Genomic DNA, 21,586 nt, shown 5'->3' with positions numbered 1-21,586 from the left:
ATTAGGTTTTTCAGTATATAAGTCAGAGAGTAGTCACTTTAAAATCTGTAAACAGGACATGATTCTGCAAGAGACGAAGACCGAAGTGTCCGTCACCTTCGCCGCCTGTAAGAACATAGCGGAACAGTTCTTCACCATTCACAGAATAAGTCGTGATTCCTTTTTCCACTTTAATGCGAATCTGATACCACTGATTGGGAACAAGCAAGTGAGAGGCATCAGTATATTCTTTCAATAAGGGTTTCACCTTGTCATCTGCTACTCCATAATATTCTCCTCTGTAACGACGGAAACGAGTCGTCGAGTTATCATTTCCCCCGTATCCAACGTAGAAAAGGTTTAATGTGTTGTAGTTTTTAAAGATGCCGTCGCGCCACTGACTACGAGTGAAAAGATCATCTGGGTATTTAGGGTCATTGGCAGCCCAAAAACAATTCAAGTCACTCAAGCGATCGTACTTCCCTCCTTGCATCACCATACAAGTGCGGTAACTAACCTCATAATTCCCCGCCAATCGCTGCTGATACCACATAGTCAATCCATCCGGCACGATCAATTCTAATGTATCTGTACGTTCTATCACCTGCAAGGCATGGGATGCATCTTCTATCTTCCATTGTTGTGCAAACGCATTTTCGCATTGTGCAAACAGCACTACACTATCCAAGAGAAATAAAGTAATCAAACTGTAGCTAATAAAAAATCGCTTCGTCATTACGGTATTAGTTTAAAGATAATTCTTCCGGATACAAAGAAACCCCTCTTTTCGAAAAAAGAGGGGCTCAAATTGTACAAAATATCTCAAATAATGTATTGACCGGGATTTTGTATTACCAAGCTTCTACCACTTTTTCAGCAGCCGGATGCAAATACCAATCCTTGTTATCAGCTCCATTGCTAGTCACCCAAGCACGGAATTCAGGATAAGCGTTATCAAAAAGCACCTTTTCATAAGCATGTTTTACGCCAACAGGAACTTTAATTCCCCAAACAAAACCATTCTTATTACAATATGGAACACCTTCCATCATTTCACCGGCTGAATCAGCTTCGTAATTAGTATAAAGATAAGAAGGTCTATAGCCTTTCATGTGAATCTCTTTATTCGTATTTGTCACAATAAAGAAATTCTGATTATGAGTATCAGTAATAAGAGCACGATAAGCTTTCAATTGATCCAAATCTTCAGTAAGACTAGTACGAACCTTAGCTCCCAAAATAATTTCTGCACGCAACATGCCTTGTCCCGGATTTATAAAACCTTTTGTAGTCTGGAAGAAATTAGTATTATCACCCAAAGCACTCAAACCATCCATTATGATAACCGGACTACCGTGTTCCGTGTCTACCGTAACTTTACAAAATTGCGATTTTCCAAAGAGTTGCTGTTGAGGCATTTCTGCTTTCATTTCCCCAGTAGCAAGTTCGGTTTCTTTTCCTTGTCCTTCTTTCAAAAGAATACGGGTTGCAACAGTCTCTATATACTTTTTATCCAAGCCACCTAATACTACACCTAATTTAATAGGATATCTACCGCCTTTAGCACGAATATCCAAAGTCAACTTCAATCCTTCTTTATATCCCTGACCAGCTTCGAACCATTTTTCAGCCTGACATTCGGTTACTTTCAAATCGTACTCAAAAACAACATCGTTCAAATCATTGTCTTGACCTGGTTCAATCGGCCAATTGTCTTCAAACATAGCAACGCCTGTATTATGATAGAAAAACCATCCATCATCTTCCTCACTAGTTACCGCCACCGCATCTTCAGGTACAGTTATTGCTACAGTCTCGCCACTCCGAGTCACGCTATTTATCGGAAATGATGCTGTTTTATCTGTTCCATCAGAATACTTCAAATAAATATTGGCACAGTGAATAGGCACATTCAATTCCAAGTCTTTCTCTCCATCAACAAGCAGGCCACTCACCAACAAACTTCTTTCCTGATTTTCTGAATCCCAATACAAATCAACCGCTACAGGCTTACTTGAATAAACTTTAGCAGAGACAGTACGACTAGTTGCAAAATCAAACCCTGCCGGAATAACATACTGCGGGGAATCATCTCCTCCTCCATTATCCACTATTCCTTCTTCATTGTTACTGTCTGTACAAGCAACAACCAACATCGTCCCCATAAGGACATACATCAAACTTTTAATCTTCATTTTAATCTAATTTTTAAATTTATTGTTTGTTTCAGTTTCCTATGAAAGCTCTACCTTATCGCACCCATATCCGAGCCCTATATGTTAACTTATCAAAAATATAATTAACGCTTAATGGCATTTTACCTGCCTTTATTTGTAATTTCAATCCTTTCCATCGAAAATAATCACAAGAGCTCAAATATGGCTCAAAAGCCCTGTTCATAAACAATGGATAATATATACAAGTTATTTAGTATATTTGCATTAGACAGAACATTCAATACAACAAATATAGAACTTTTGTTTTGAATATACAAGTTTTATAGATTAAATATCAAGGGAAATGGATCAAGTACTGTATGGTATAGATTACATAGAATATTATTTCTATTGGATATATTACAAGTTTATTGGCTATCCTTTAATCATAAGAATATGCTCAATTGCGGTAATGTTTTGTATTATTGCGTACTTGTTTCTCCTATTCCATATTATATATGGTATATTCAAAAGGCGGAAAGAGAAGCGAAGATACAACAAAGCTTTCGACAAATATTACGAGGAAATGAAATCTATCTCGCTAGATTCTAACACATTAAGTGAAGAGGAAATCGCAGACAGATTACAGTATGATACGAAAAAACGTCCCAAGCCTAATGAATTACGTATTATCACTCAACTATTAACAGAAATCAAGAGTGTACATGAAGATGACATCCATGAACTAAACTATCAAACGATTCAAACCGTATTCCAGATCACGCGTTTCCTTGAACGCGAACTTCAATTCGGCTCCAAAAGAGCAAAGATACAAGCGCTGAAACTTATTCAATCCATCAACGGATATGCCTCTGAAGCGGTATTGGTACGCTTCCTCTATCATCGTGAAATAGAATTGAGGAACTCTGCACGCTACACTTATATGTGGCTAAGCCAGGGAGATCCGTTCCGTTTCTTCGACGAAGACATCGGCATGAAGTTGAGACAATGGGATATGATGGAATTGCATGCCATTTTGGAACACCGCAAGAAGGTGGGATATAACACACCGAGCTTTATAAAATGGGTGAATACTTCGGCCGAAGAGAATGTTAAGATATTCTTTATCAACGAAATCCGGTTATATAATGAAACCGATAGTGCTCCCATTCTGGCTAAACAAATCAACGCACGCTCTACCGAAATCCGGGGCGAAGCGATCAGAACTTTAGGAAAGCTAAAATATAAAGAGATCGAGCCCAAGCTGATTGAAATGTATCATGTGCAACCGGAAGAAGTCAAGCGACAAATCATTTCGGCTGTTGCAGACCTGAAAACAGATAAGGCATTAGGATTTCTTTACAATGCTTATGATGAAGCAGACAACTGGGGGACAAAACGTATCATCCTGAAAGCCCTCTATGAATACAGTGCAATGGGAAGAAAAACATTCGATCAATTGGAGAGAAAAGCAGATTCCCACACAGCTATATTGTTTGCCCATACCAAGCATCCGTTAATCAACCAGTTAATTTAGAGAATATGAGAGATATAATATTTACATTCTTCAATTATTTCGTATTCTTTTATACGAGTATGCTGGCGATATTCTTCGTCACATTCGCCTTCCTCTCTTTCATTTCTCTGAAACGGAGAAAAGATTACTATGTGGAAAGCTATATGCGGAAAACAATTAAGGAATCCCCCTATACACCGGGTATTTCGGTAATTGCCCCTGCTTTCAATGAAGAAAAGACAATCATTGATAACGTGAACTCTATGCTCGCATTGGAATACCCGCTTTTCGAGGTGGTGATCGTTAATGACGGAAGCACGGACAGTACGTTGAAGAAGATGATTGAACATTACGAACTGATAGAAGTGCCCTATGCCTATATTGAGCGAATCAAAACCAAACCGTTCAGAAGACTCTTCAAATCTACCAGTCCGAAATACAGTCGACTCATCGTTGTAGACAAAGAGAATGGAGGAACCAAGGCGGATGCATCCAATGCAGGTATCAATGTTTCTTCATATCCTTATTTCATCTGTACGGACGTAGACTGTATCTTAGAGAAATATGCTCTTTACCGCTGTATATCGCCCATTATATCTTCCGATAAACAGGTAATCGCAGTCAGCGGAACGATGTTGATGGCAAACGGATGCGTAGTGAAAGACGGGCAGATAGTAGACGTGAGAACTCCGCGTACTCCGATTCCGCTTTTCCAGAACCTCGAATACATGCGTTCCTACCTGATTGGTAAAATGGGATGGTCTGCAATCAATGGTATGCCGAATGTTTCCGGTGGATTCGGTCTTTTCGACCGTTCCGTAGCCATTGCAGCCGGAGGATACGACGGTACTTCCTTTGCAGAAGATATGGACCTCATTACCCGCATGGTAGGATACATGTGCGACTTCTCCCGTCCTTATAAGATTATTCAGATTCCTGATACTTGCTGTTGGACGGAAGGACCTCCCAACTTGGCGATGCTTTACCGTCAACGTACCCGTTGGGCACGAGGATTGTTCCAGACACTTAGTATCCACCATAAGATGATCTTCAAGAAAACATATAAACAGATGGGATTGCTGACTCTGCCTTATATGTTCGTATTTGAGTTTCTGGCGCCCATCATCGAGCTTACCGGTTTGATCGTATTTATCTATCTGGCCTTTACAGGAGCGGTCAACTGGAATACGGCGTGGATGATTTACCTGACGATCTATACGTTCTGCCAGTTCCTTTCCATCGTCGTTATTACCTACGACTATTACGTCGGGATGCTTTATAAAAGAGGATACGAATACCTGTGGATTATCATAGCGTCCATATTGGAGCCCATCTTCTATCATCCCATCATCACTTTCTGTTCATTGAGAGGATACCTTAGTTATCTGACCAATAGAGACTTCAAGTGGAAGAATATGGAGCGTAAAGGATTCAAGCAGAAAGAAGAAAATACGGATGATGCTGAAACATCGGCTATGAAGCCTGAACCGGCTACGATTTAAACAAGAAAGAAAGATTAAAGACAAGATAGAATGAACAGAGAATTTCTCCATAAGATCACCTTATTAGGTTGTCTGTTTTTGCTGATAACCTCTTCCTCCGGAACCGATAATGGATTCCAGACGCCGGAGCAATATGCCCAGATTGTGCAGGAGCATTTTGCGAACGAGGAATGGGAAGCAGGAAAAGAGCTGTTGGAGGAGGGCCTTCAGAAATACCCGAATGTTTCTGACCTTGAATGGCTCATGGGCAAATACTGGTTTCACGAAAAGAATTATGACCAGTCGCGTTATCATCTTGTTAAAGCAATAGACGACAATTATAACAACGTCAATGCCAAACACCTGCTGGTAGACGTGGAAGATATTACCGAAAACTACTCCAGTGCCATTTGCTACGTTAATGAATTGCTGGAAGTGAATCCGTATTGGAGAGGCTTATGGCGAAGGAAGATTGAACTATACCGCAAGCAGAACAACGATGTGGAAGCGGATCGCCTGTTGAAACGAATCAATCAGATTTACCCGAACGATACCATTCTAAGGAAAGACTACATCTACAGCATGGAAGTAGGCTACCAGCAAATGAAAAAAGGCGGTAACCGGAAAGAAGCGATCGAGAAACTGACGGAGCTAATCAAGGTATCTCCTCAAAACGAAGAATATTACCTAGACATCATCAACCTGCATTTACAGGAAGGAAACCGGGAAGCAGCTCTAGGCTGGTCATCCAACGGTTTGGCTGCCATACCGGGAAGTGGTGCCCTCATCGTCAAAAGGGCAAGTATCCTCAGTGAATTGGCGCGTTATCCGGAAGCATTGGTATTTATACGCGAGCAAATGAAGAGAAACAACAGTCCTGCCATACGGCGTATGTACAACGACTTATTAATGGAAGCTGCCCGTGCAGAGAAACAGCGGGATCCGTATGTATTATATGGCATGGCCTACGAAGGAGGCAACAAGAACAAGGAAGCATTAGACTACTTATTGAACACTTCCGTCACCCGCGGATATACCGACGACGCCCTCTTCTATATCAGAGAAGCTAAAAAACAATATGGCAACAATGATAAAGGAATTCTCTATAAAGAATATATGCTTTATCGCCAGATGAATGAGGATGATCTTGCCTATTCAACGCTGAAAAAGATGTACGAGATGTATCCTGATGATTATGACATTACGCTTGCCATGAGCGCGCAGCACATGAAGAAAGCTGAAAAGCTGATGGAACTCGGTCTGTATGCGGAAGCATTGCCGCACGTATTGTTTGTATCTCAAAAACATATAGACAACGACGTGAACGGTGCCGCATGGGAAAAAACCTTGAGTTGCTATATCAATATGAAACGTTACAATGAAGCACTTGCCACATTGGATACCATCACCCTTCACTTCCCGGATTACGAGAATGGTACGTTGAAAAGGGCCTTTATTCTCGATAAAATGGACAAAACCGAGGAGGCTTTGCAACTATATTTGTCTGCCATCGAGCAGAGCGACGAGGATATGCGTATCTTCTACGTCATCGGATACGAGGAACTGGCAGTGCCCTACATCAAAAAGTGCATGGAAGCCGGAGCTACGAAGAAAGCATACGAAGAAGCCATCAAACTGGTCAGCCTGAATCCATCGAGCGATCTTGGATTACGGTATGCCATTAACTCGTCCGGTTTACTCGGAAAATACGATGAATTCGAGAAATATACAGCGCAAGGAATCAATTACTATCCTGAAGAACCGTTCTATCAGGCAAAGAGGGCTACTGTTCTTGAACGCGACAAGAGATACGAAGCTTCTTTGGAATTCCTGAAACCGATACTCAATAAATACCCGAGCAACAAAGAGATTATAGGCGCATTCTCACAAAGCAGCGAATATCGTGCCCTGCAACTGACAAAGGCGAAAGAACCCGAAAAAGCTCTCGCTGTTCTTGATACAGCTTTGCTTTACGACAGCCAGAACAAGTCGTTGAAATACACCAAAGGCGTGGTATATGAAGCCAACAGACAAGCGGATTCAGCCTATTATTATCAAAAGTATTACGAGCCTTCCATCATGGAATACCGTTCTTTCCAACGGCACTTATCGGGCCTTAGAAGCATGATGCTCAAGAATGAGATCGCTTTGACCTACCTGCGTGCACGCTACGGAGAAGAAGACATCATTACCTCCGTTGCCACCGCCGAATACACCCGAAAAGGCCAGAAGAACAGCTACACGGGACGTCTCAACTATGCAGGACGAAGCGGCTCGGCAAGCGACAGCATGGAGGCTGAAGAACAGACACCGGGAGGGGTCGGCATCCAGGTACAGGGAGAATGGACGCATCACTTCTCACCGAAGTGGAGCACTACGGTCAATGCCGCCTTTGCTACCAAATACTTCCCGGATATTACCGCCGATGTTGCCGTACGGCATTATCTCAAGAATGACTGGGAAATAGGAGCGCATGTGGGATACAGACGTGTAGCTGCCTATACGAAACGTTATGAATGGAACGACGAATTCTTTGCAGGAGGCACCGGAGATAACGGTTATCTATTTACCGGCTGGAATGAGTCAAAGACCAACCTGCTCACCGTAGGCGGAGAATTAGCCAAAACTATCGAAGTCGTTCGCCTCAACACGAAGATAGATATGCATTTCTTCAATTCCAACTTCTACTACAATGCACAGATTGGTGCCAAATACTTCCCGGCTAATGACGGAAAGACGAATATCAACGCCATGGCAAGTATCGGATCGGCCCCGGAAACGGCTGTATTGGATTACGCGCTGCCCGGCTCTTTCTCACACACCAATACAATGGTAGGACTGGGAGGCCAATACATGGTCAGTCCTAATATTACCATAGGTCTGATGGGTACCTGGAATACCTATTATAACCAGACCAACACCGTGCGAGGGAGCAGTCCGCTCAACCCGATAGAATCCATATCGACACGCTATAAAAATTTATATAACATCTATGCACAAGTCTATATTTCATTCTGACACGCTTTGCCCCATATTGGCAGGAATGATATGTATTTGCTGCCTTTTATCCGGCTGCCGCATGCAGGCACGCACGGAGATGTTCCCATCTAAAGAAGGATACCTCATCACAATCGGCGAAGATCCGACGGACAGAGATACCCGATGGGCCAAATACCTGTACGAGCACCTCAAGAAACGTGCAAACGACGATGAAATGGTCGCTTTCGGTGTCTCCGAGATGGATATGTGGCGTATCATCATACAGATAGACCCGACATTGCAGAGAGGATTCAAAGTAGCCTGCAAAGGTTCGGATATCAGACTGACCGCAAGTGACGACAAACAAATGTTATGGCTGCAATACCAACTGATAAAGAAGATCAGCAAAGAAGACCCGCGCATAGACGGTTCGGATCTTCCTCCCGCCCTTATCAACCTTAATGATACTTGCGGAGCTTTTGCATTTGACTATCAAAGTATTTATTCTCCATACGGCCTGAACGCCGATCATACAGGCGTTATCGGCCTGAACAACTTTGACGACAGCTGGGGAATATGGGGACACAACCTGCGAAAAGTACTGGGAAAAGATGCAGAGAAAGTATATGCCACCATTCACGGGAAAACAGATGACTCACAACTGTGTTTCTCTTCCGAGGACATGTATCGCCAGATAGAAAATTACATCGTAGATAACTTCGGTGAAAAGGGGAATTCCCGTTTTGTAATCTCACCGGATGATACTCCGTACGCCTGTACGTGTGCCACCTGCACCGCATTGGGAAATACAGAGAAGAACGCAACTCCCGCCGTTACGGAACTGATCCTCCGCCTGTCGCAGCGTTTTCCCAAACACACGTTCTTTACGACTTCCTACCTGACCACGCAACAAGTCACAGACAAGCAGCTCCCGTCCAACGTCGGGGTAATTGTCAGCGCTATCGACTACCCGCTCCGCCGGACAGACGGCAAGGACGAGCAAGACAAGAAATTTGCGGAACAACTCGACAACTGGAAGAAAGTAACGAACAACATCTATATATGGGACTATATCAACAACTTCGACGACTACCTCACTCCTTTCCCCATATTAAAGATAGCCCAGCAAAGACTCCAACTTTTCAAACAACACGGAGCCAGCGGCATATTTTTCAACGGAAGCGGCTACAGCTATTCTTCTTTCGATGAAATGAGGACTTTTGTATTATCAGCCCTTCTTATCAACCCGGAACTTCCGGTTGATGAATTAATTAAAAGCTATTTTAATCAGGAATACTCGGTATCCAAAAAATGGCTGTACGATTACTACACAGAGCTAGAAAACAACGCCCAATCCGGTAAGCGGCTCGGACTTTACGCCGGTATCAGAGAATCGGAAAAAGGATTCCTCTATCCGGAGAAGTTTATCAAATTCTATGATGAAATGGGAAATTTTGTATCCGAAGCAAAAGGGAAAGAGCGCAAAAAGCTGCACGAGCTTCAAACCGCTTTATCTTTCACGCGCATGGAATTAGCACGTGACCACGGTTTCGACGCTTACGGATATGCCAAGCGGAATGGAAAGGATATTCAGCCGCTCCCCCAAACCCGTGAATGGATCGCCCAACTCAAAGAGCATAAAGCATTTGCCGGAATGGAATATTATAACGAGTCAGCCTATGAGATTGACTATTATATAAAGGAATGGGAACAATATATACTTGCTTCCGACATAAAGAAAAGTTTGTTTCTGGGAATGAATCCTTCCACAACCCCTAAACTGAATAAAAATGATTCAAAGAAACTGACCGACGGCACTCACGGTTTACCCGGAGACTATCATTGCGGTTGGGTTATCATTCCGGGAGAAGAATGTACCATCAACCTGCCAGTTAAAGGACTCAATGCATCAGGAACATTCTATATCAGTTTTCTGAATCTTCCCCGCCACCGTATCTATGCTCCACAGCAAGTTCAACTGTTGAAAGACGGAGTAGCCTATAAAACAATAGACTTGAAACCGGAAGACTCCCCAGAAAAAGGAGAAATGATGAAAGCCACTATTCCGGCAGACCTGAACGGAACAGAACAATTAAGCATAAAAATCAGTTGTTTAAAGAAACCGGGAACGCAAATGGGTATCGATGAAATTGCATTCATCCCTTAGATGCTGAAAAAGTGATATAACAAAAATAAATGGCAACAATGAATAAATCTATATTCTATATTTTACTACTGACGGCACTTCCGCTCTGCTTTACAGGGTGCAGGAAGGAAGTACGTCCCACCAGCATGACGATAAAAGATTCCGTCAGGCACTATTACCCTATCAAGCAAGGTCAGCAACTCGATATCATGTTTACCATCACCAATACGGGAGACGCTCCGTTAATCATTTCAGAAATGCAACCTTCCTGTGGCTGTATCATTCTGGATAAAAGTTCGCATATCATCATTCCAGAAGACGGTATCAGGCAATTCAAGGCAACCTACAACAGCATCAAGAATGTAGGCGAAGTGGTTCACCGCATCCGGATTTTCGGCAATATGCTCCCAAATGGAAAAGCAGAACTGAAATTTGATGTTAACGTAGTCCCCGACGCAGATTATACACGTGATTATGAAGAACTCTATCAGGATTTCAACACTAAAAACGGCATTGTCAGGGAGATGGTGGACGGAAAAGAATCGGAGTTAGGATATTATGTAGGAGAACCCTAATAATAAGTATCAAGTATTAAGTATTAGCCAGTCATTTAATACTGAATACTTGATACTTAATACTTATCTCTACGGATGTATTTCTTTGAATGTGGTATTTTCTTCTTTCACATTCTGGATGGTTTGTTTTAACTCTCCAATCGGCAAGTCATATCCATACCAGCCTGTATAGCAATCCACCACATACCATTTCCCGTCAGCCTGCAATTCGAACTCGACACGCAAATCCACTTCGGACTCTTCATAGCCCGCTTCAAAGATTTTGTGTTTCGGTTCATTCAGCGTAAACTTGGAGACATAAATTCCCCCTTCTTCCTGGGTGATACGTTCTTCCTTCATAGTTTCGCTATCCAGCAACGGCCATTTTTCCTTGGTGAAAGGGAACGTTTTTTCGGTTTCGCCGTCATCTGCCAACAAAGTAATCGGGGTCTTTAATGGGAACTTGATACGAGTATACTGGAAGGCTGCACTAGAAGTAAATTTATCCAGAAACGATTTGAAATCTTCACCGTCTTGCGTAGTCAGTTCACTATCGGCTTTTGCCTTGGAACTATTACCGCAGGAGATAAACGAAACACCGGCGAGCAGCAGCATAGCCAGCAAGCAGCATACAAACTTTTTAGCTCTCATAACACTATACAAATTAAGAGTTTAATTGACGGCGCAAAGATAATGACAAGTTTGGCATCTTGGTTATTTTAAGAACTAAATATTTGCGCCTATATAATCAATTTCCCGAATCTATGTATGTTTCAGATATTCATAACCGAAGCGACAGTACAGACACTTTCGCTTATCACAATACTCTTTTTGCAACTGTATCAACGCCTGACTATCCGCCGCACTGACAACCGGAAGCCCAGCATCGCTCCACGAACGGATAATATGATTGCTCTCCGCCTTCAATTCTTCCAGAAAACGTCCGGCACGTTCACACATTCGTTCATCTGCCTTATGCAAGCCGTATGTATAAAGAAAAGGAACCACTGTATTTATGATTATCAAATCCTTGGAACGCTCTCCCATCGCCTTCTCCTTTTGTGAAGAAAGTCGTCCGAATAAATAATGATTTTCCCAATAGGGAGACGTACGGGCATCCAGCAAGGTTCTCACATCTGCCAGAGTTTCCGCTTCCAGCAAACGTGAAAACAACTTATCCCCTTTCTGATAGAGATAAGCCAACTGCGCCAGGCGAATATGCGGAAAATTTTCCGGACGAAGCCGTAGAAAACGCCATAACGTAGCATCCATCCCCTGCCCGATTTCAAACTTCCGCTGCAAATAACGAAACTCCTTGCAAAGACGGAGACTATACTCGTCTTCCTGTTCCTTTTTCAGAAACGTTTCTTCCAACAATCCCGCCAAGCCATAGAAAAAAGCCTCTATCTGAAACAAATCATTCCGGTGCTTATCCATCGCACGAAACGGTAATAATCCCGCCCACGTTTCAAAAGCATCTCCATTCAAGCCAAAACCGAAATTACGGGCAAGGGTGATAAAGAAAGCATCTTCCCAATTACTGTTACAATGTTTGAGACGCTGTGTGATTAATTGCGCTTTCTGCTCCAAACGTTCCGTTTGCAAAGCGGTCAGCCAGGAATGAATCGTCAGTTTGGGAAGAGAGACAAGGATGGGATAACAAGCCGGATAATGATCCGCGACACAAAGTTCGTGGTAATGTAATTGCACATTTTCCGGACAGGTAAGTAACAGTTGCGGTATCTGTTCACCGTTAGAACGGGTTATTTCCGTATCTGCTTCGCTCACTACATGAAGAATCACAGAGTCGTATGTTTTGTCAGAATGATGTCCGTGGCGGAACCAGTCGGAAGAATGTGTATGTATTTCGATGTTTCCCACCCATAAGGCGCCGTCAATCTTTAGTTTCGCGTTGAAAAAGTCGGGACCGGCGTTGGGGTTTTGCAGACCGGGGTCAATCACTTCTACCGGTAAGCCGTTGGTGGTTTGCAGTACTTTCAGGGGAAATAATTTATGCTTCCACACGTAGTGGAGAAGATGTTCCATGTTAACAAGACGTTAATGTGCGCTGCAAATGTAATAAAAATCTTATCTTTGCGACTATTATTTTGAATATAAGTCAGAAAACAATGAAAATAGCACTGATCGGTTACGGAAAGATGGGCAAAGAGATAGAAAAGGTTGCCCGTAGTCGCGGACATGAAATCGTCTGCATCATTGACATCAATAATCAGGATGACTTCGAATCGGAAGCATTCAAATCGGCCGATGTGGCCATTGAGTTTACCAATCCGATGGTAGCTTACAGCAATTATATGAAAGCGTTCAAAGCCGGTGTGAAACTGGTATCGGGCAGTACCGGATGGATGACCGAGCACGGCGAAGAAATCAAGAAGCTCTGTACGGAAGGAGGCCAAACACTCTTCTGGTCGTCCAACTTCAGCCTGGGAGTCAGCATCTTCTCCGCTCTCAACAAGTATCTGGCTAAAATCATGAATCAGTTCCCTGCATACGATGTCACCATGAGCGAGACACATCATATCCACAAGCTGGATGCCCCCAGCGGAACAGCTATTACACTGGCGGAAGGTATTCTGGAAAAGATAGACCGTAAGGACAAATGGGTGAAAGGGACTTTCCTTGCGCCGGACGGAGCCATTAGCGGAACCAACGATTGTGCTCCTAACGAACTTCCTATCAGCTCGATCCGTGAGGGCGAAGTTTTCGGACTTCATACCATCCGTTATGAGTCCGATGTAGACACCATTTCTATCACCCACGATGCCAAGAGCCGCGGCGGGTTTGTATTGGGAGCCGTATTGGCAGCCGAATATACTGCCACACACGAAGGTTTTTTGGGTATGAGTGATTTATTCCCGTTCTTAAATGACTAAAATATCAGAAGCTAGTTCTAAACAAATATAACATTATGAGACAAGCCACACGCGCACAATGGATCAAATGTGCCACTGCTATTCTACTTTACCTCATCTTCCTAATCTGGGTACGGAGTTGGTGGGGATTAATTGTTGTTCCTTTCATTTTCGATATTTATATCACAAAGAAAATTCCCTGGTCTTTTTGGAAGAAGTCGAAGAATCCGGCTGTCCGCAGTGTCATGAGCTGGGTAGACGCCATCGTGTTTGCGTTGGTTGCTGTCTACTTCGTCAATATCTACATCTTCCAGAATTATCAGATTCCTTCTTCTTCGCTGGAAAAATCATTGCTGGTAGGCGACTTCCTGTATGTGAGCAAGATGAGTTACGGTCCCCGCGTACCGAACACTCCCCTTTCCATGCCGTTGGCGCAGCATACATTACCTGTCTTCAATACTAAATCATATATCGAGTGGCCACAATGGAAGTACAAACGGGTACCGGGTTTCGGCAAAGTGAAACTGAATGACATTGTTGTCTTCAACTTCCCCGCAGGAGATACGGTAGCAGTGAACTACCAACAGACAACGGACTTCTATACGCTGGCTTACGGCGAAGGACAACGCATCTATTCCAAACAGATTGAAATGGATAGTCTAACACGCGCCCAGCAACGTGCCATCTATGATTTGTACTATGCTGCCGGACGTAAACAGATAATGAACAACCCGCGCACTTACGGTGAAGTCCTCTGGCGTCCGGTAGACCGTCGCGAGAATTATGTGAAGCGTTGTGTCGGCCTGCCCGGTGACACCCTTCAAATTGTAGACGGACAGGTGATGATTGACGGTAAAGCAATTGAGAACCCCGAAAACCTGCAATTCAACTATTTCGTACAGACCACCGGTCCGTACATTCCCGAAGATATGCTTCGTGAACTGGGTATCAGCAAGGACGACACCATGCTGATAGAAGACTCCGGCTGGGAAAGCGGACTGCTGGAAATGGGACTGGACAGCCGGAATGCACAGGGCAAACTGAATCCGGTATATCATTTCCCGCTAACCAAGAAGATGTATGAAACGCTTTTGGGCAACAAAAAGCTAATCAGCAAAATAGTAATGGAACCCGAAGATTATGCCGGACAGATGTATCCGCTCAATCTTTATACCAAATGGAACCGCAACAATTACGGTCCGATCTGGATTCCTGCCAAAGGAGCTACCATTACCCTCACAGAAGACAACCTGCCTATCTATGAGCGTTGCATCGTAGCCTACGAAGGCAATAAGCTGGAAGTGAAACCGGACGGTATCTACATCAACGGTGAAAAGACCAACGAGTATACCTTCAAAATGGATTATTACTGGATGATGGGTGACAACCGTCACAACTCCGCCGACTCCCGTTATTGGGGTTTTGTACCCGAAGATCACGTAGTGGGCAAACCGATTGTTGTATGGCTATCGCTTGACAAAGACCGTGGATGGTTCGACGGCAAGATTCGCTGGAACCGCCTCTTCAAGTGGGTAGACTGATAAGTGTACGGATAGAATAGAGTGATAAGGTGATAAAAGTTGATGAACATTCGTAAATTCAAATGGATACTAGCATTTGCCGGAGCAGTAGTCGTAGTGCTTCTGCTCCGGGGATTTGCTTTCACGTCCTGCCTTATCCCTTCCACCGGCATGGAGAATTCCATTTTTCAGGGTGAACGTATCCTGGTCAACAAATGGAGTTACGGGCTGCGGGTTCCTTTCATGTCGCTTTTTTCTTATCACCGCTGGTGCGAGAGTCCCGTGCGTCGGCAAGACATCGTAGTATTCAATAACCCTGCCGGAATCCGGCAACCTGTCATCGACCGTCGGGAAATCTATATCAGCCGTTGTCTCGGAGTTCCGGGAGATACGTTGTTGGTCGATTCTCTTTTCTCCGTTATTTCTCCGGAGGCACAGTTTAATCCGGATAAGAAAAGACTTTATTCATATCCCGCTTCAAAAGAAAATCTGATTACGTCACTCATGCATACTCTTTCCATCACCAACGACGGATTGATGGGAAGTAATGACAGCACCCATGTGCGCAGTTTCAGCCGTTACGAATATTATCTGCTGGAACAGGCCATGAATGGGAAAGAGAGTTTCGTTCAACCTTTGTCAAACAAAGAAGATGCCGAACCAAATCCGCTGATTGTCCCCGGAAAAGGGAAATTTATCCGGGTCTATCCCTGGAACATGACCTTGCTGCGGAATACCCTCGTGATGCACGAAGGCAAACAGGCAGAAATAAAGAACGACACTCTCTACGTGGACGGAAAACCCACACAACACTGTTATTTCACCAAAGATTACTATTGGATGGGGTCTAACAATACCGTCAACTTCTCCGACTCACGGCTCTTCGGATTTGTCCCGCAAGACCATATCATCGGAAAAGCCTCCATCATTTGGTTCTCTAAAGAAAAAGAAACAGGTTTGTTTGACGGATATCAATGGAGGCGTTTCTTCAGAACAGTAAAATAATCTTCCGGATCATCAAAGAAACAACCCCTTCATAATATCTCATAATATCCTTAATAACAGAGCCTCCTAAACGAATTAAAATGAAAGAAATGAACATCGCTTATTTATCTTCAGCCTATCTCGCTCCCGTTGAATATTATACCAAACTACTGGCTTATGACAAGGTATTTGTAGAACAATACGACCACTATATAAAACAAACCTACCGCAACCGGTGCACCATTGCCGGTCCATCGGGTGAGTTAGCTCTTTCCATCCCAACCGTAAAGCCCGATACATTGAAGTGCCCAATGAAGGATATCCGCATCTCCGACCACGGCAACTGGAGACATCTACATTGGAACGCCATCGAATCAGCCTACAACAGTACTCCTTTCTTTGAATATTACAAGGACGACTTCCGTCCTTTCTACGAAAAGAAATACGAATTTTTAATCGATTTCAACGAAGAACTATGCCGGATGGTCTGTGAATTGATAGATATTCACCCCACTATGGAGCGTACTAGCGAATATAAGATGGAGTTTGCTCCCGGAGAATTCGATTTTCGGGAAGTCATCCATCCCAAAAAGAATTTCCGGGAAGTAGATACAGAGTTTGTTCCACAACCTTACTATCAGGTTTTCGAGTCTAAACTGGGTTTTCTACCTAATTTGAGTATCATAGACCTGTTGTTCAATATGGGACCGGAAAGCCTGTTGGTACTGGGTAAACAATGACCGCTTCAATCTATCATTATCCATACATCAACTTTCTGATACAAGGAATGTATATGTTCTACGGAAATAGGTACATGCATTAAATGTCAAATTCTCTACAACTAATAAATAAATGCTCGAATGTAATTGATTATCAGTGAGAATTTGTTATTTTTGCAGAAAGCAAAGAAAGTATATGATGAAAGCAAAGAAAACAAGAGAAGAAGTCCTCACCAAATTTCAGACTGCAAAGGAGAAGAAAAAGGAATGTCTTGTCCAATTGGAAAAGTCGATGAAAGAGGAATACAAGAAACGTACAGGCAAGGAGGTTGAAAACTTTTTTGCACTATAATGCAATCTCTTTCACTCGAACATATTAACGAGAAATCGTCTTATCAGGTAGAACCGACCGACAAAGATGGATTCTACCAGTTCTTTACCGATGGAGGTGTACATTATTTCATTGGTTTCATGGAAGATGATGTTCTGTTCGTGAAAAATTCATATCAATTAATTATTGCCAATCTTAATAATCACAAATCCCCCCGTGATAGCAAAGTACGTGATACCATTGTTTCCATCGTTGACGAATTCTTCAATCGCAACAATTCTACATTGCTTTATATCTGTGAAACAGGTGATGACAAACAACGTATGCGTAGTCGCCTATTTGAATATTGGTTCTCGACTTACAACCGTAAAGCCCTTTTCACAATGATGTCATCTTCTATTGTGGATGCAGATGGCATTGTGAACTTCGCAACAATCATTCTTCGTAATGACAATCCGCATCTGTCTGAAGTCATCACGGAATTTACAGAATCGATTCAGTTGCTTAGTCAAAAGCCCCAATAGAGCAGATGACTAAGTGATCAAGGTTTAGCGATAGCATCATACATCATAGTGCTATAATCCCGTATCATACTCTCAACTAAACCATAATCACTAAATGAGCTCTATAAAACTGTTTATATCACTACTTCTTCACGATTCTTCTCTTCATTAGATTCTGCCGCATCCAACCGATTCAATAAGTATCGTACATTCTGAAGATGTATATTGTTATTCCGATCCATTTTTTTAAATTGCCAACTGTTTTTAGTGGTATTCAGTATACAATTCATTAACGTTCCCACTGCATCGGCACTCTGGAAACGATTGGTATTGGAGATTTGCGTATTCATCATGTGCGTGCCGAATCCTCTAATCACCTCTTTCACACTTATCGACTTATAAGTACGGATGGCTTCAAAGGCCGCCACATTACTATAAAGCGTATTAGCTAAATCCTCCAGTCTCTTTCGATCTGTTCGTTCCACTAGATAGCTTTCAGGATTCATAAAACAATTGAGGGTCAGATAAAAAGACATCATTTCATCATCGGATGAAAAGATAGCGTGCATGAGTTGCGTCGCGTCCCCCGGACGGGCCTCCTGGTTGCTTAAAACTTCTTCCATAAGAATTTTAATTAAATGGTGAATAAATTAAGTTTAATGGGGCGATACAGAAAGGTAGTTTTAAGGAATAAAAGAAGCGGTTCCGCCTGTCCCATTGCATTCCACTATCCACGACAGCAGTAGGTGCACTAACATCCTACATGGGGGTGCGAAACCGCCATATAGGATTAATGAGACGGACATAAAAAAGCCCGCCACACTGATACGGCAGGTTCTCTGCCGTGGTTTAAAATGGAATGCACTACAAAGATAGAATATAAAATCAGAAAAGAGAAAAGAAAATCAGTATTAATTGAAGTTTACAGCAATAAGCTTAAGACAGAACCTTCTAAAGACTACTTGCAACTATAAGATTCATTTTGAAGGTTCACCGGTTTCACCGTTAGCTGAATGACTATAAATCAAAACCTTATGGTGAAAGAGGATGCAAAATACAGAAAGAACCATCCTTCACCTCCTTCACAATGGCAAATAAAACAATACGGCATCGCGGAGATGCTTACAAAGATAAAAAGCCGAGGGATAAATGACAAGATAGCACTGTGGAGATGCTTACATCATATAAATTAATGAGTGTATACATCCAATTTGTTGGGTATATATCTCCAATGTATTGGGCATATATATCCTGCACGTTGGATATATATATCCTGCGTCTTGGGTATATATGTCCAACAACTCAAGTATTAATAGCCTAAATACAAAGTATTAATAGCCTATAACTCAAGTGTTAATACTTAAAACAACACAATATACAACGGGCGGAAGTCTTATCAAAAGAAGCCCTACAAGATTAAAACATAAAGCTAAATCCTTTATCGTGAAAGTCTTTATATTTTTGAATCTCCAGAGACAGTGATTTTTTCAATTGCACCGCCATGAAATCCAAAAAAGGCTGGCTGGTTTCATCATCTTGTGCTTGTTGTAAAGAAAGGATATAATCTGCCCTATCCTCCTTAAAAATCTTAGCGGGAAAAAGATGATAGCAGAATTGAATGTAGTTCATCAATAAACGAGCTGCTCTCCCGTTGCCATCCACCCAAGGATGAATAGTCACTAAATTGAGGTGAGCATTAAAACTTAGTTCGTATTGTTCACGGAACGTTTCCACATTCTTTTGCCGTTCCTGCAACAGGAGGCAAAGTTCCTCTACTTTAGCAGATACTTTTTGATAACCCATATAAGAACGCCCACCTACACCAGCCGTAACACCACACAAACGAAACTCTCCTCTGGAAGAATCAAAAGAGCCGCCTATTGTATTATGTATCCCCCCTGTTGTCCGCATCAAAGTAGCATTTAACTTCTGCAAGAAAGCAGGAGTTATAGCAGTATTACATTGCGCTTCCTCTTTGGCAAGCTCGTATGCTTTCTTCAGGTCCTCATTCATCAGATGATATACCAACGGCTTTCCTTTAGCTGTTACACCTTCATCAAAAAGAAGCTGTGCATCCATTTCGGTTAGTGTAGAACCTTCAATGGCTGTAGAATGGGTAATAAGAGAATAGAGGTAGTACTTCTCATAGTCCACCGACTGACTGATACCGAGTTGCTGAAACTCCATATACAGTTCCTCTATTTCCTGCCAAATACCCTTTTCCATCATAAGTTACCTTGATTGTTATTTTTCCCAAAATTACTTATGATACAACACTTTACCAAGCGAAACGACTATTTTCTTACTATTTTTTGCAAACACAGAGAAAATGTTGGTAATAAAAAAACGCTAAGTCGATTTGTTACAACCACTTAGCATTTTGCGAATACCCAAACTCGCCGCCATCTCCTTAAAAGAATCTCTAACCAAACATTAACCTATTTCAATTCAAACGGCACAGTACCTTTCACATCTCTGGATGAACTACCGATGATTGTCTCAAACTGGTACACCATTGAGCAATATTAATAAAGCTATTTCGCAATTAGTTTCAACCCTATTTGAAACTAAAAGTTTCAAGCCTTGAAACAAAGTGTTTCAAGCAGGGAAACAAAGTGTTTCACACCGAGAAACGGATTGTTTCAAGCCTTGAAACAATTCTTGAAACTAATCGCTACTGGTGAAGAGATGGTGAAATTGTTGCCCTTCACCCATAAACTCCTTATTCATCGAGGAAACAGAGAAAAGGTGAAAGGGGAGTTGAAAAGGTGGGAAATAAATATCCAGTGGGAAAAATTATTCGATTCTATACGAAACTGGCAAATCGTCCACAGTTTGTGGACAAATTCGATTTTATCCTTTTCTCATCGAACTTAAAGCTACTTGTAAGCGTCTCCGCGATTCTATATAGTGTATTAAAATAAAAAGGCTAATGATCCCTTTTTAGTCATTAGCCTTTTCCCATCTGTCAGGAAGCAGTTCCCTGTATTTTTCAATTGGTGTGTTCGGTTGCCATTCGGCTGTTCTGTTTATCACATCCGTGAGATACTCAAATAGATTCACTTTATGCATCCTACAAGTGAGTGCTATCGTATAGAGTATGGCGCCTCGTTCGGCCCCCTTATGGCTGCCGAAGAACAATGAGTTTTTTCTTGATAAGGATATGTACCGGTTCATCCGTTCAACCATATTGTTGTCCAGATAAGTGTCACCATAATTAAAGATGTCCACCACTGCATTCCACTCATTGCGAAGATAGGTAATGGCTTCCTGCAGTTCGCTCTTAGGTAATAAATCCCCCCGTTCTTCTATTTCATCAAACACATCTTTTATTTCTCCGAGTATGTCCGGCGCATATTTTTTTCGATGCATAAGATTCTGTTCTACCGTCCATCCCTCAACCCCAACTTTATGCTTATGCTCGTTTTGATAAAGTGCGTTTATCAGCTCCACGATCCTTTTTGCATCCGGGTCCTTCTCACCGCAATCTATAAATTTCCGTTTTATATGTTGCAAGCACGGGATGCGTGTGATATTGGGATAAGCATCGCTTTCGAGCTTCCGGTAAGGTGAGTAACCATCACTTTGTATGATACCTTTGCAACTGCCTAATTCGTTAAGAATAACTCTTTCAGACCGGGAGCCGTCATCATAGAGCAAGTATATCATCCTGGTGTTTATGCCGACAACCACCCAAAGGTATCCCTTCCTGACTCCTTTTCCCTTGCTGTTCTTTTCCGGGACGAGTATTTTGTAATAGGTTTCATCGGCTGCCTTATAAGGATCACTCAAAGCTGTCTGCCGGATGCACTTATAAAGATTTTCGAAGAGGTTTGAGGCTTTCT

The 21,586-nt window shown here is 42.4% G+C and carries 18 protein-coding genes; 11 read left to right on the top strand and 7 right to left on the bottom strand.

The genetic code is table 11. The features are described 5' to 3' along the window. Window positions 1-22: 22 nt before the first annotated feature. Together BXY_RS12435 and BXY_RS12430 are read right to left on the bottom strand one after the other, a co-directional pair. Window positions 23-715 (bottom strand): DUF6250 domain-containing protein, encoded by a 693-nt coding sequence (locus tag BXY_RS12435; RefSeq protein ID WP_008641726.1) that lies wholly within the window; start codon window positions 713-715, stop codon window positions 23-25. 115 nt (window positions 716-830) lie between these two features. After that, a complete protein-coding gene (locus tag BXY_RS12430; RefSeq protein WP_008641725.1) occupies window positions 831-2,174 on the bottom strand; it encodes an LruC domain-containing protein in 1,344 nt (447 codons plus the stop codon). Window positions 2,175-2,499: 325 nt separating this feature from the next. Here BXY_RS12430 and BXY_RS12425 point away from each other — a divergent pair, with 325 nt between their 5' ends. Genes BXY_RS12425 through BXY_RS12405 form a run of 5 tightly spaced genes read left to right on the top strand, consistent with a single transcriptional unit; the run spans window position 2,500 to window position 10,832 of the window. Then, window positions 2,500-3,672: a HEAT repeat domain-containing protein gene (locus BXY_RS12425; protein ID WP_008023907.1), complete on the top strand. Its 1,173-nt coding sequence runs from the start codon at window positions 2,500-2,502 to the stop codon at window positions 3,670-3,672. A gap of 5 nt (window positions 3,673-3,677) precedes the next feature. Next, on the top strand, window positions 3,678-5,153 hold the full coding sequence (locus tag BXY_RS12420; RefSeq protein ID WP_015532082.1) for a glycosyltransferase family 2 protein: 1,476 nt from the start codon (window positions 3,678-3,680) through the stop codon (window positions 5,151-5,153). A 30-nt stretch (window positions 5,154-5,183) separates the two neighbouring features. Then, a complete protein-coding gene (locus tag BXY_RS12415) occupies window positions 5,184-8,150 on the top strand; it encodes a hypothetical protein (RefSeq protein ID WP_015532081.1) in 2,967 nt (988 codons plus the stop codon). Then, window positions 8,125-10,278: a DUF4838 domain-containing protein gene (locus tag BXY_RS12410; RefSeq protein ID WP_134993482.1), complete on the top strand. Its 2,154-nt coding sequence runs from the start codon at window positions 8,125-8,127 to the stop codon at window positions 10,276-10,278. Before BXY_RS12415 ends, BXY_RS12410 begins: the two co-directional genes overlap by 26 nt. A gap of 38 nt (window positions 10,279-10,316) precedes the next feature. Continuing rightward, the gene (locus BXY_RS12405) at window positions 10,317-10,832 is read left to right on the top strand and encodes a DUF1573 domain-containing protein (RefSeq protein ID WP_004324271.1); all 516 of its coding nucleotides are present in this window, start codon (window positions 10,317-10,319) and stop codon (window positions 10,830-10,832) included. A 69-nt stretch (window positions 10,833-10,901) separates the two neighbouring features. Here the strand turns inward: BXY_RS12405 and BXY_RS12400 are convergent, their stop codons facing one another. Both BXY_RS12400 and BXY_RS12395 read right to left on the bottom strand, forming a co-directional pair. Continuing rightward, window positions 10,902-11,462, bottom strand: coding sequence for a hypothetical protein (locus tag BXY_RS12400; protein WP_015532079.1), 561 nt, complete (start codon window positions 11,460-11,462; stop codon window positions 10,902-10,904). A 111-nt stretch (window positions 11,463-11,573) separates the two neighbouring features. Continuing rightward, complete coding sequence (locus BXY_RS12395; RefSeq protein WP_015532078.1) at window positions 11,574-12,857, bottom strand: DUF2851 family protein; 1,284 nt, start codon at window positions 12,855-12,857, stop codon at window positions 11,574-11,576. A gap of 83 nt (window positions 12,858-12,940) precedes the next feature. Between BXY_RS12395 and dapB the strand changes: the two genes are divergently transcribed. The 6 genes from dapB to BXY_RS12365 all read left to right on the top strand — a co-directional run bounded on the left by dapB (window position 12,941) and on the right by BXY_RS12365 (window position 17,762). After that, window positions 12,941-13,705 carry a 4-hydroxy-tetrahydrodipicolinate reductase gene (dapB, locus tag BXY_RS12390; protein WP_015532077.1) on the top strand — a complete coding sequence of 255 codons (765 nt, stop codon included), beginning with the start codon at window positions 12,941-12,943 and terminating at the stop codon, window positions 13,703-13,705. Window positions 13,706-13,740: 35 nt separating this feature from the next. Continuing rightward, complete coding sequence (gene lepB, locus BXY_RS12385; RefSeq protein WP_008023887.1) at window positions 13,741-15,225, top strand: signal peptidase I; 1,485 nt, start codon at window positions 13,741-13,743, stop codon at window positions 15,223-15,225. Between the two features lie 42 nt (window positions 15,226-15,267). Beyond that, window positions 15,268-16,209: a signal peptidase I gene (gene lepB, locus BXY_RS12380; RefSeq protein WP_015532076.1), complete on the top strand. Its 942-nt coding sequence runs from the start codon at window positions 15,268-15,270 to the stop codon at window positions 16,207-16,209. Between the two features lie 80 nt (window positions 16,210-16,289). Then, a complete protein-coding gene (locus BXY_RS12375) occupies window positions 16,290-16,928 on the top strand; it encodes a WbqC family protein (protein WP_015532075.1) in 639 nt (212 codons plus the stop codon). Window positions 16,929-17,103: 175 nt separating this feature from the next. Next, window positions 17,104-17,259, top strand: a complete 156-nt coding sequence (locus BXY_RS12370) for a hypothetical protein (protein WP_015532074.1) — start codon at window positions 17,104-17,106, stop codon at window positions 17,257-17,259. After that, window positions 17,259-17,762 carry a DUF6169 family protein gene (locus BXY_RS12365; RefSeq protein ID WP_015532073.1) on the top strand — a complete coding sequence of 168 codons (504 nt, stop codon included), beginning with the start codon at window positions 17,259-17,261 and terminating at the stop codon, window positions 17,760-17,762. Before BXY_RS12370 ends, BXY_RS12365 begins: the two co-directional genes overlap by 1 nt. 113 nt (window positions 17,763-17,875) lie before the next feature. Here the strand turns inward: BXY_RS12365 and BXY_RS12360 are convergent, their stop codons facing one another. From BXY_RS12360 to tnpC, 3 genes are all read right to left on the bottom strand, one after another. Then, a complete protein-coding gene (locus tag BXY_RS12360; protein WP_015532072.1) occupies window positions 17,876-18,364 on the bottom strand; it encodes a hypothetical protein in 489 nt (162 codons plus the stop codon). A 793-nt stretch (window positions 18,365-19,157) separates the two neighbouring features. Then, window positions 19,158-19,967, bottom strand: a complete 810-nt coding sequence (locus tag BXY_RS12355; protein ID WP_134993487.1) for a Fic family protein — start codon at window positions 19,965-19,967, stop codon at window positions 19,158-19,160. A 717-nt stretch (window positions 19,968-20,684) separates the two neighbouring features. Then, window positions 20,685-21,586 (bottom strand): IS66 family transposase (gene tnpC / locus BXY_RS23580; RefSeq protein WP_151936888.1); only part of this gene is annotated, 902 nt, incomplete at its 5' end.

It is taken from the genome of Bacteroides xylanisolvens XB1A (assembly GCF_000210075.1).
Lineage (GTDB): Bacteria > Bacteroidota > Bacteroidia > Bacteroidales > Bacteroidaceae > Bacteroides > Bacteroides xylanisolvens.
The sequence above is the reverse complement of the archived record's forward strand: the minus strand, read 5'-3'. Positions and strand labels throughout refer to the sequence as shown.

What these genes read in the sequence shown, in the direction of transcription:
- BXY_RS12395 (WP_015532078.1), bottom strand. Translation starts at nt 12,857, where the DNA reads ATGGAACATCTTCTCCACTACGTGTGGAAGCATAAATTATTTCCCCTG.
- BXY_RS12415 (WP_015532081.1), top strand. Translation starts at nt 5,184, where the DNA reads ATGAACAGAGAATTTCTCCATAAGATCACCTTATTAGGTTGTCTGTTT.
- BXY_RS12400 (WP_015532079.1), bottom strand. Translation starts at nt 11,462, where the DNA reads ATGAGAGCTAAAAAGTTTGTATGCTGCTTGCTGGCTATGCTGCTGCTC.
- BXY_RS12410 (WP_134993482.1), top strand. Translation starts at nt 8,125, where the DNA reads ATGCACAAGTCTATATTTCATTCTGACACGCTTTGCCCCATATTGGCA.
- BXY_RS12430 (WP_008641725.1), bottom strand. Translation starts at nt 2,174, where the DNA reads ATGAAGATTAAAAGTTTGATGTATGTCCTTATGGGGACGATGTTGGTT.
- BXY_RS12360 (WP_015532072.1), bottom strand. Translation starts at nt 18,364, where the DNA reads ATGGAAGAAGTTTTAAGCAACCAGGAGGCCCGTCCGGGGGACGCGACG.
- BXY_RS12425 (WP_008023907.1), top strand. Translation starts at nt 2,500, where the DNA reads ATGGATCAAGTACTGTATGGTATAGATTACATAGAATATTATTTCTAT.
- dapB (WP_015532077.1), top strand. Translation starts at nt 12,941, where the DNA reads ATGAAAATAGCACTGATCGGTTACGGAAAGATGGGCAAAGAGATAGAA.
- lepB (WP_008023887.1), top strand. Translation starts at nt 13,741, where the DNA reads ATGAGACAAGCCACACGCGCACAATGGATCAAATGTGCCACTGCTATT.
- BXY_RS12375 (WP_015532075.1), top strand. Translation starts at nt 16,290, where the DNA reads ATGAAAGAAATGAACATCGCTTATTTATCTTCAGCCTATCTCGCTCCC.
- BXY_RS12435 (WP_008641726.1), bottom strand. Translation starts at nt 715, where the DNA reads ATGACGAAGCGATTTTTTATTAGCTACAGTTTGATTACTTTATTTCTC.
- BXY_RS12355 (WP_134993487.1), bottom strand. Translation starts at nt 19,967, where the DNA reads ATGGAAAAGGGTATTTGGCAGGAAATAGAGGAACTGTATATGGAGTTT.
- BXY_RS12370 (WP_015532074.1), top strand. Translation starts at nt 17,104, where the DNA reads ATGATGAAAGCAAAGAAAACAAGAGAAGAAGTCCTCACCAAATTTCAG.
- BXY_RS12420 (WP_015532082.1), top strand. Translation starts at nt 3,678, where the DNA reads ATGAGAGATATAATATTTACATTCTTCAATTATTTCGTATTCTTTTAT.
- BXY_RS12365 (WP_015532073.1), top strand. Translation starts at nt 17,259, where the DNA reads ATGCAATCTCTTTCACTCGAACATATTAACGAGAAATCGTCTTATCAG.
- BXY_RS12405 (WP_004324271.1), top strand. Translation starts at nt 10,317, where the DNA reads ATGAATAAATCTATATTCTATATTTTACTACTGACGGCACTTCCGCTC.
- lepB (WP_015532076.1), top strand. Translation starts at nt 15,268, where the DNA reads ATGAACATTCGTAAATTCAAATGGATACTAGCATTTGCCGGAGCAGTA.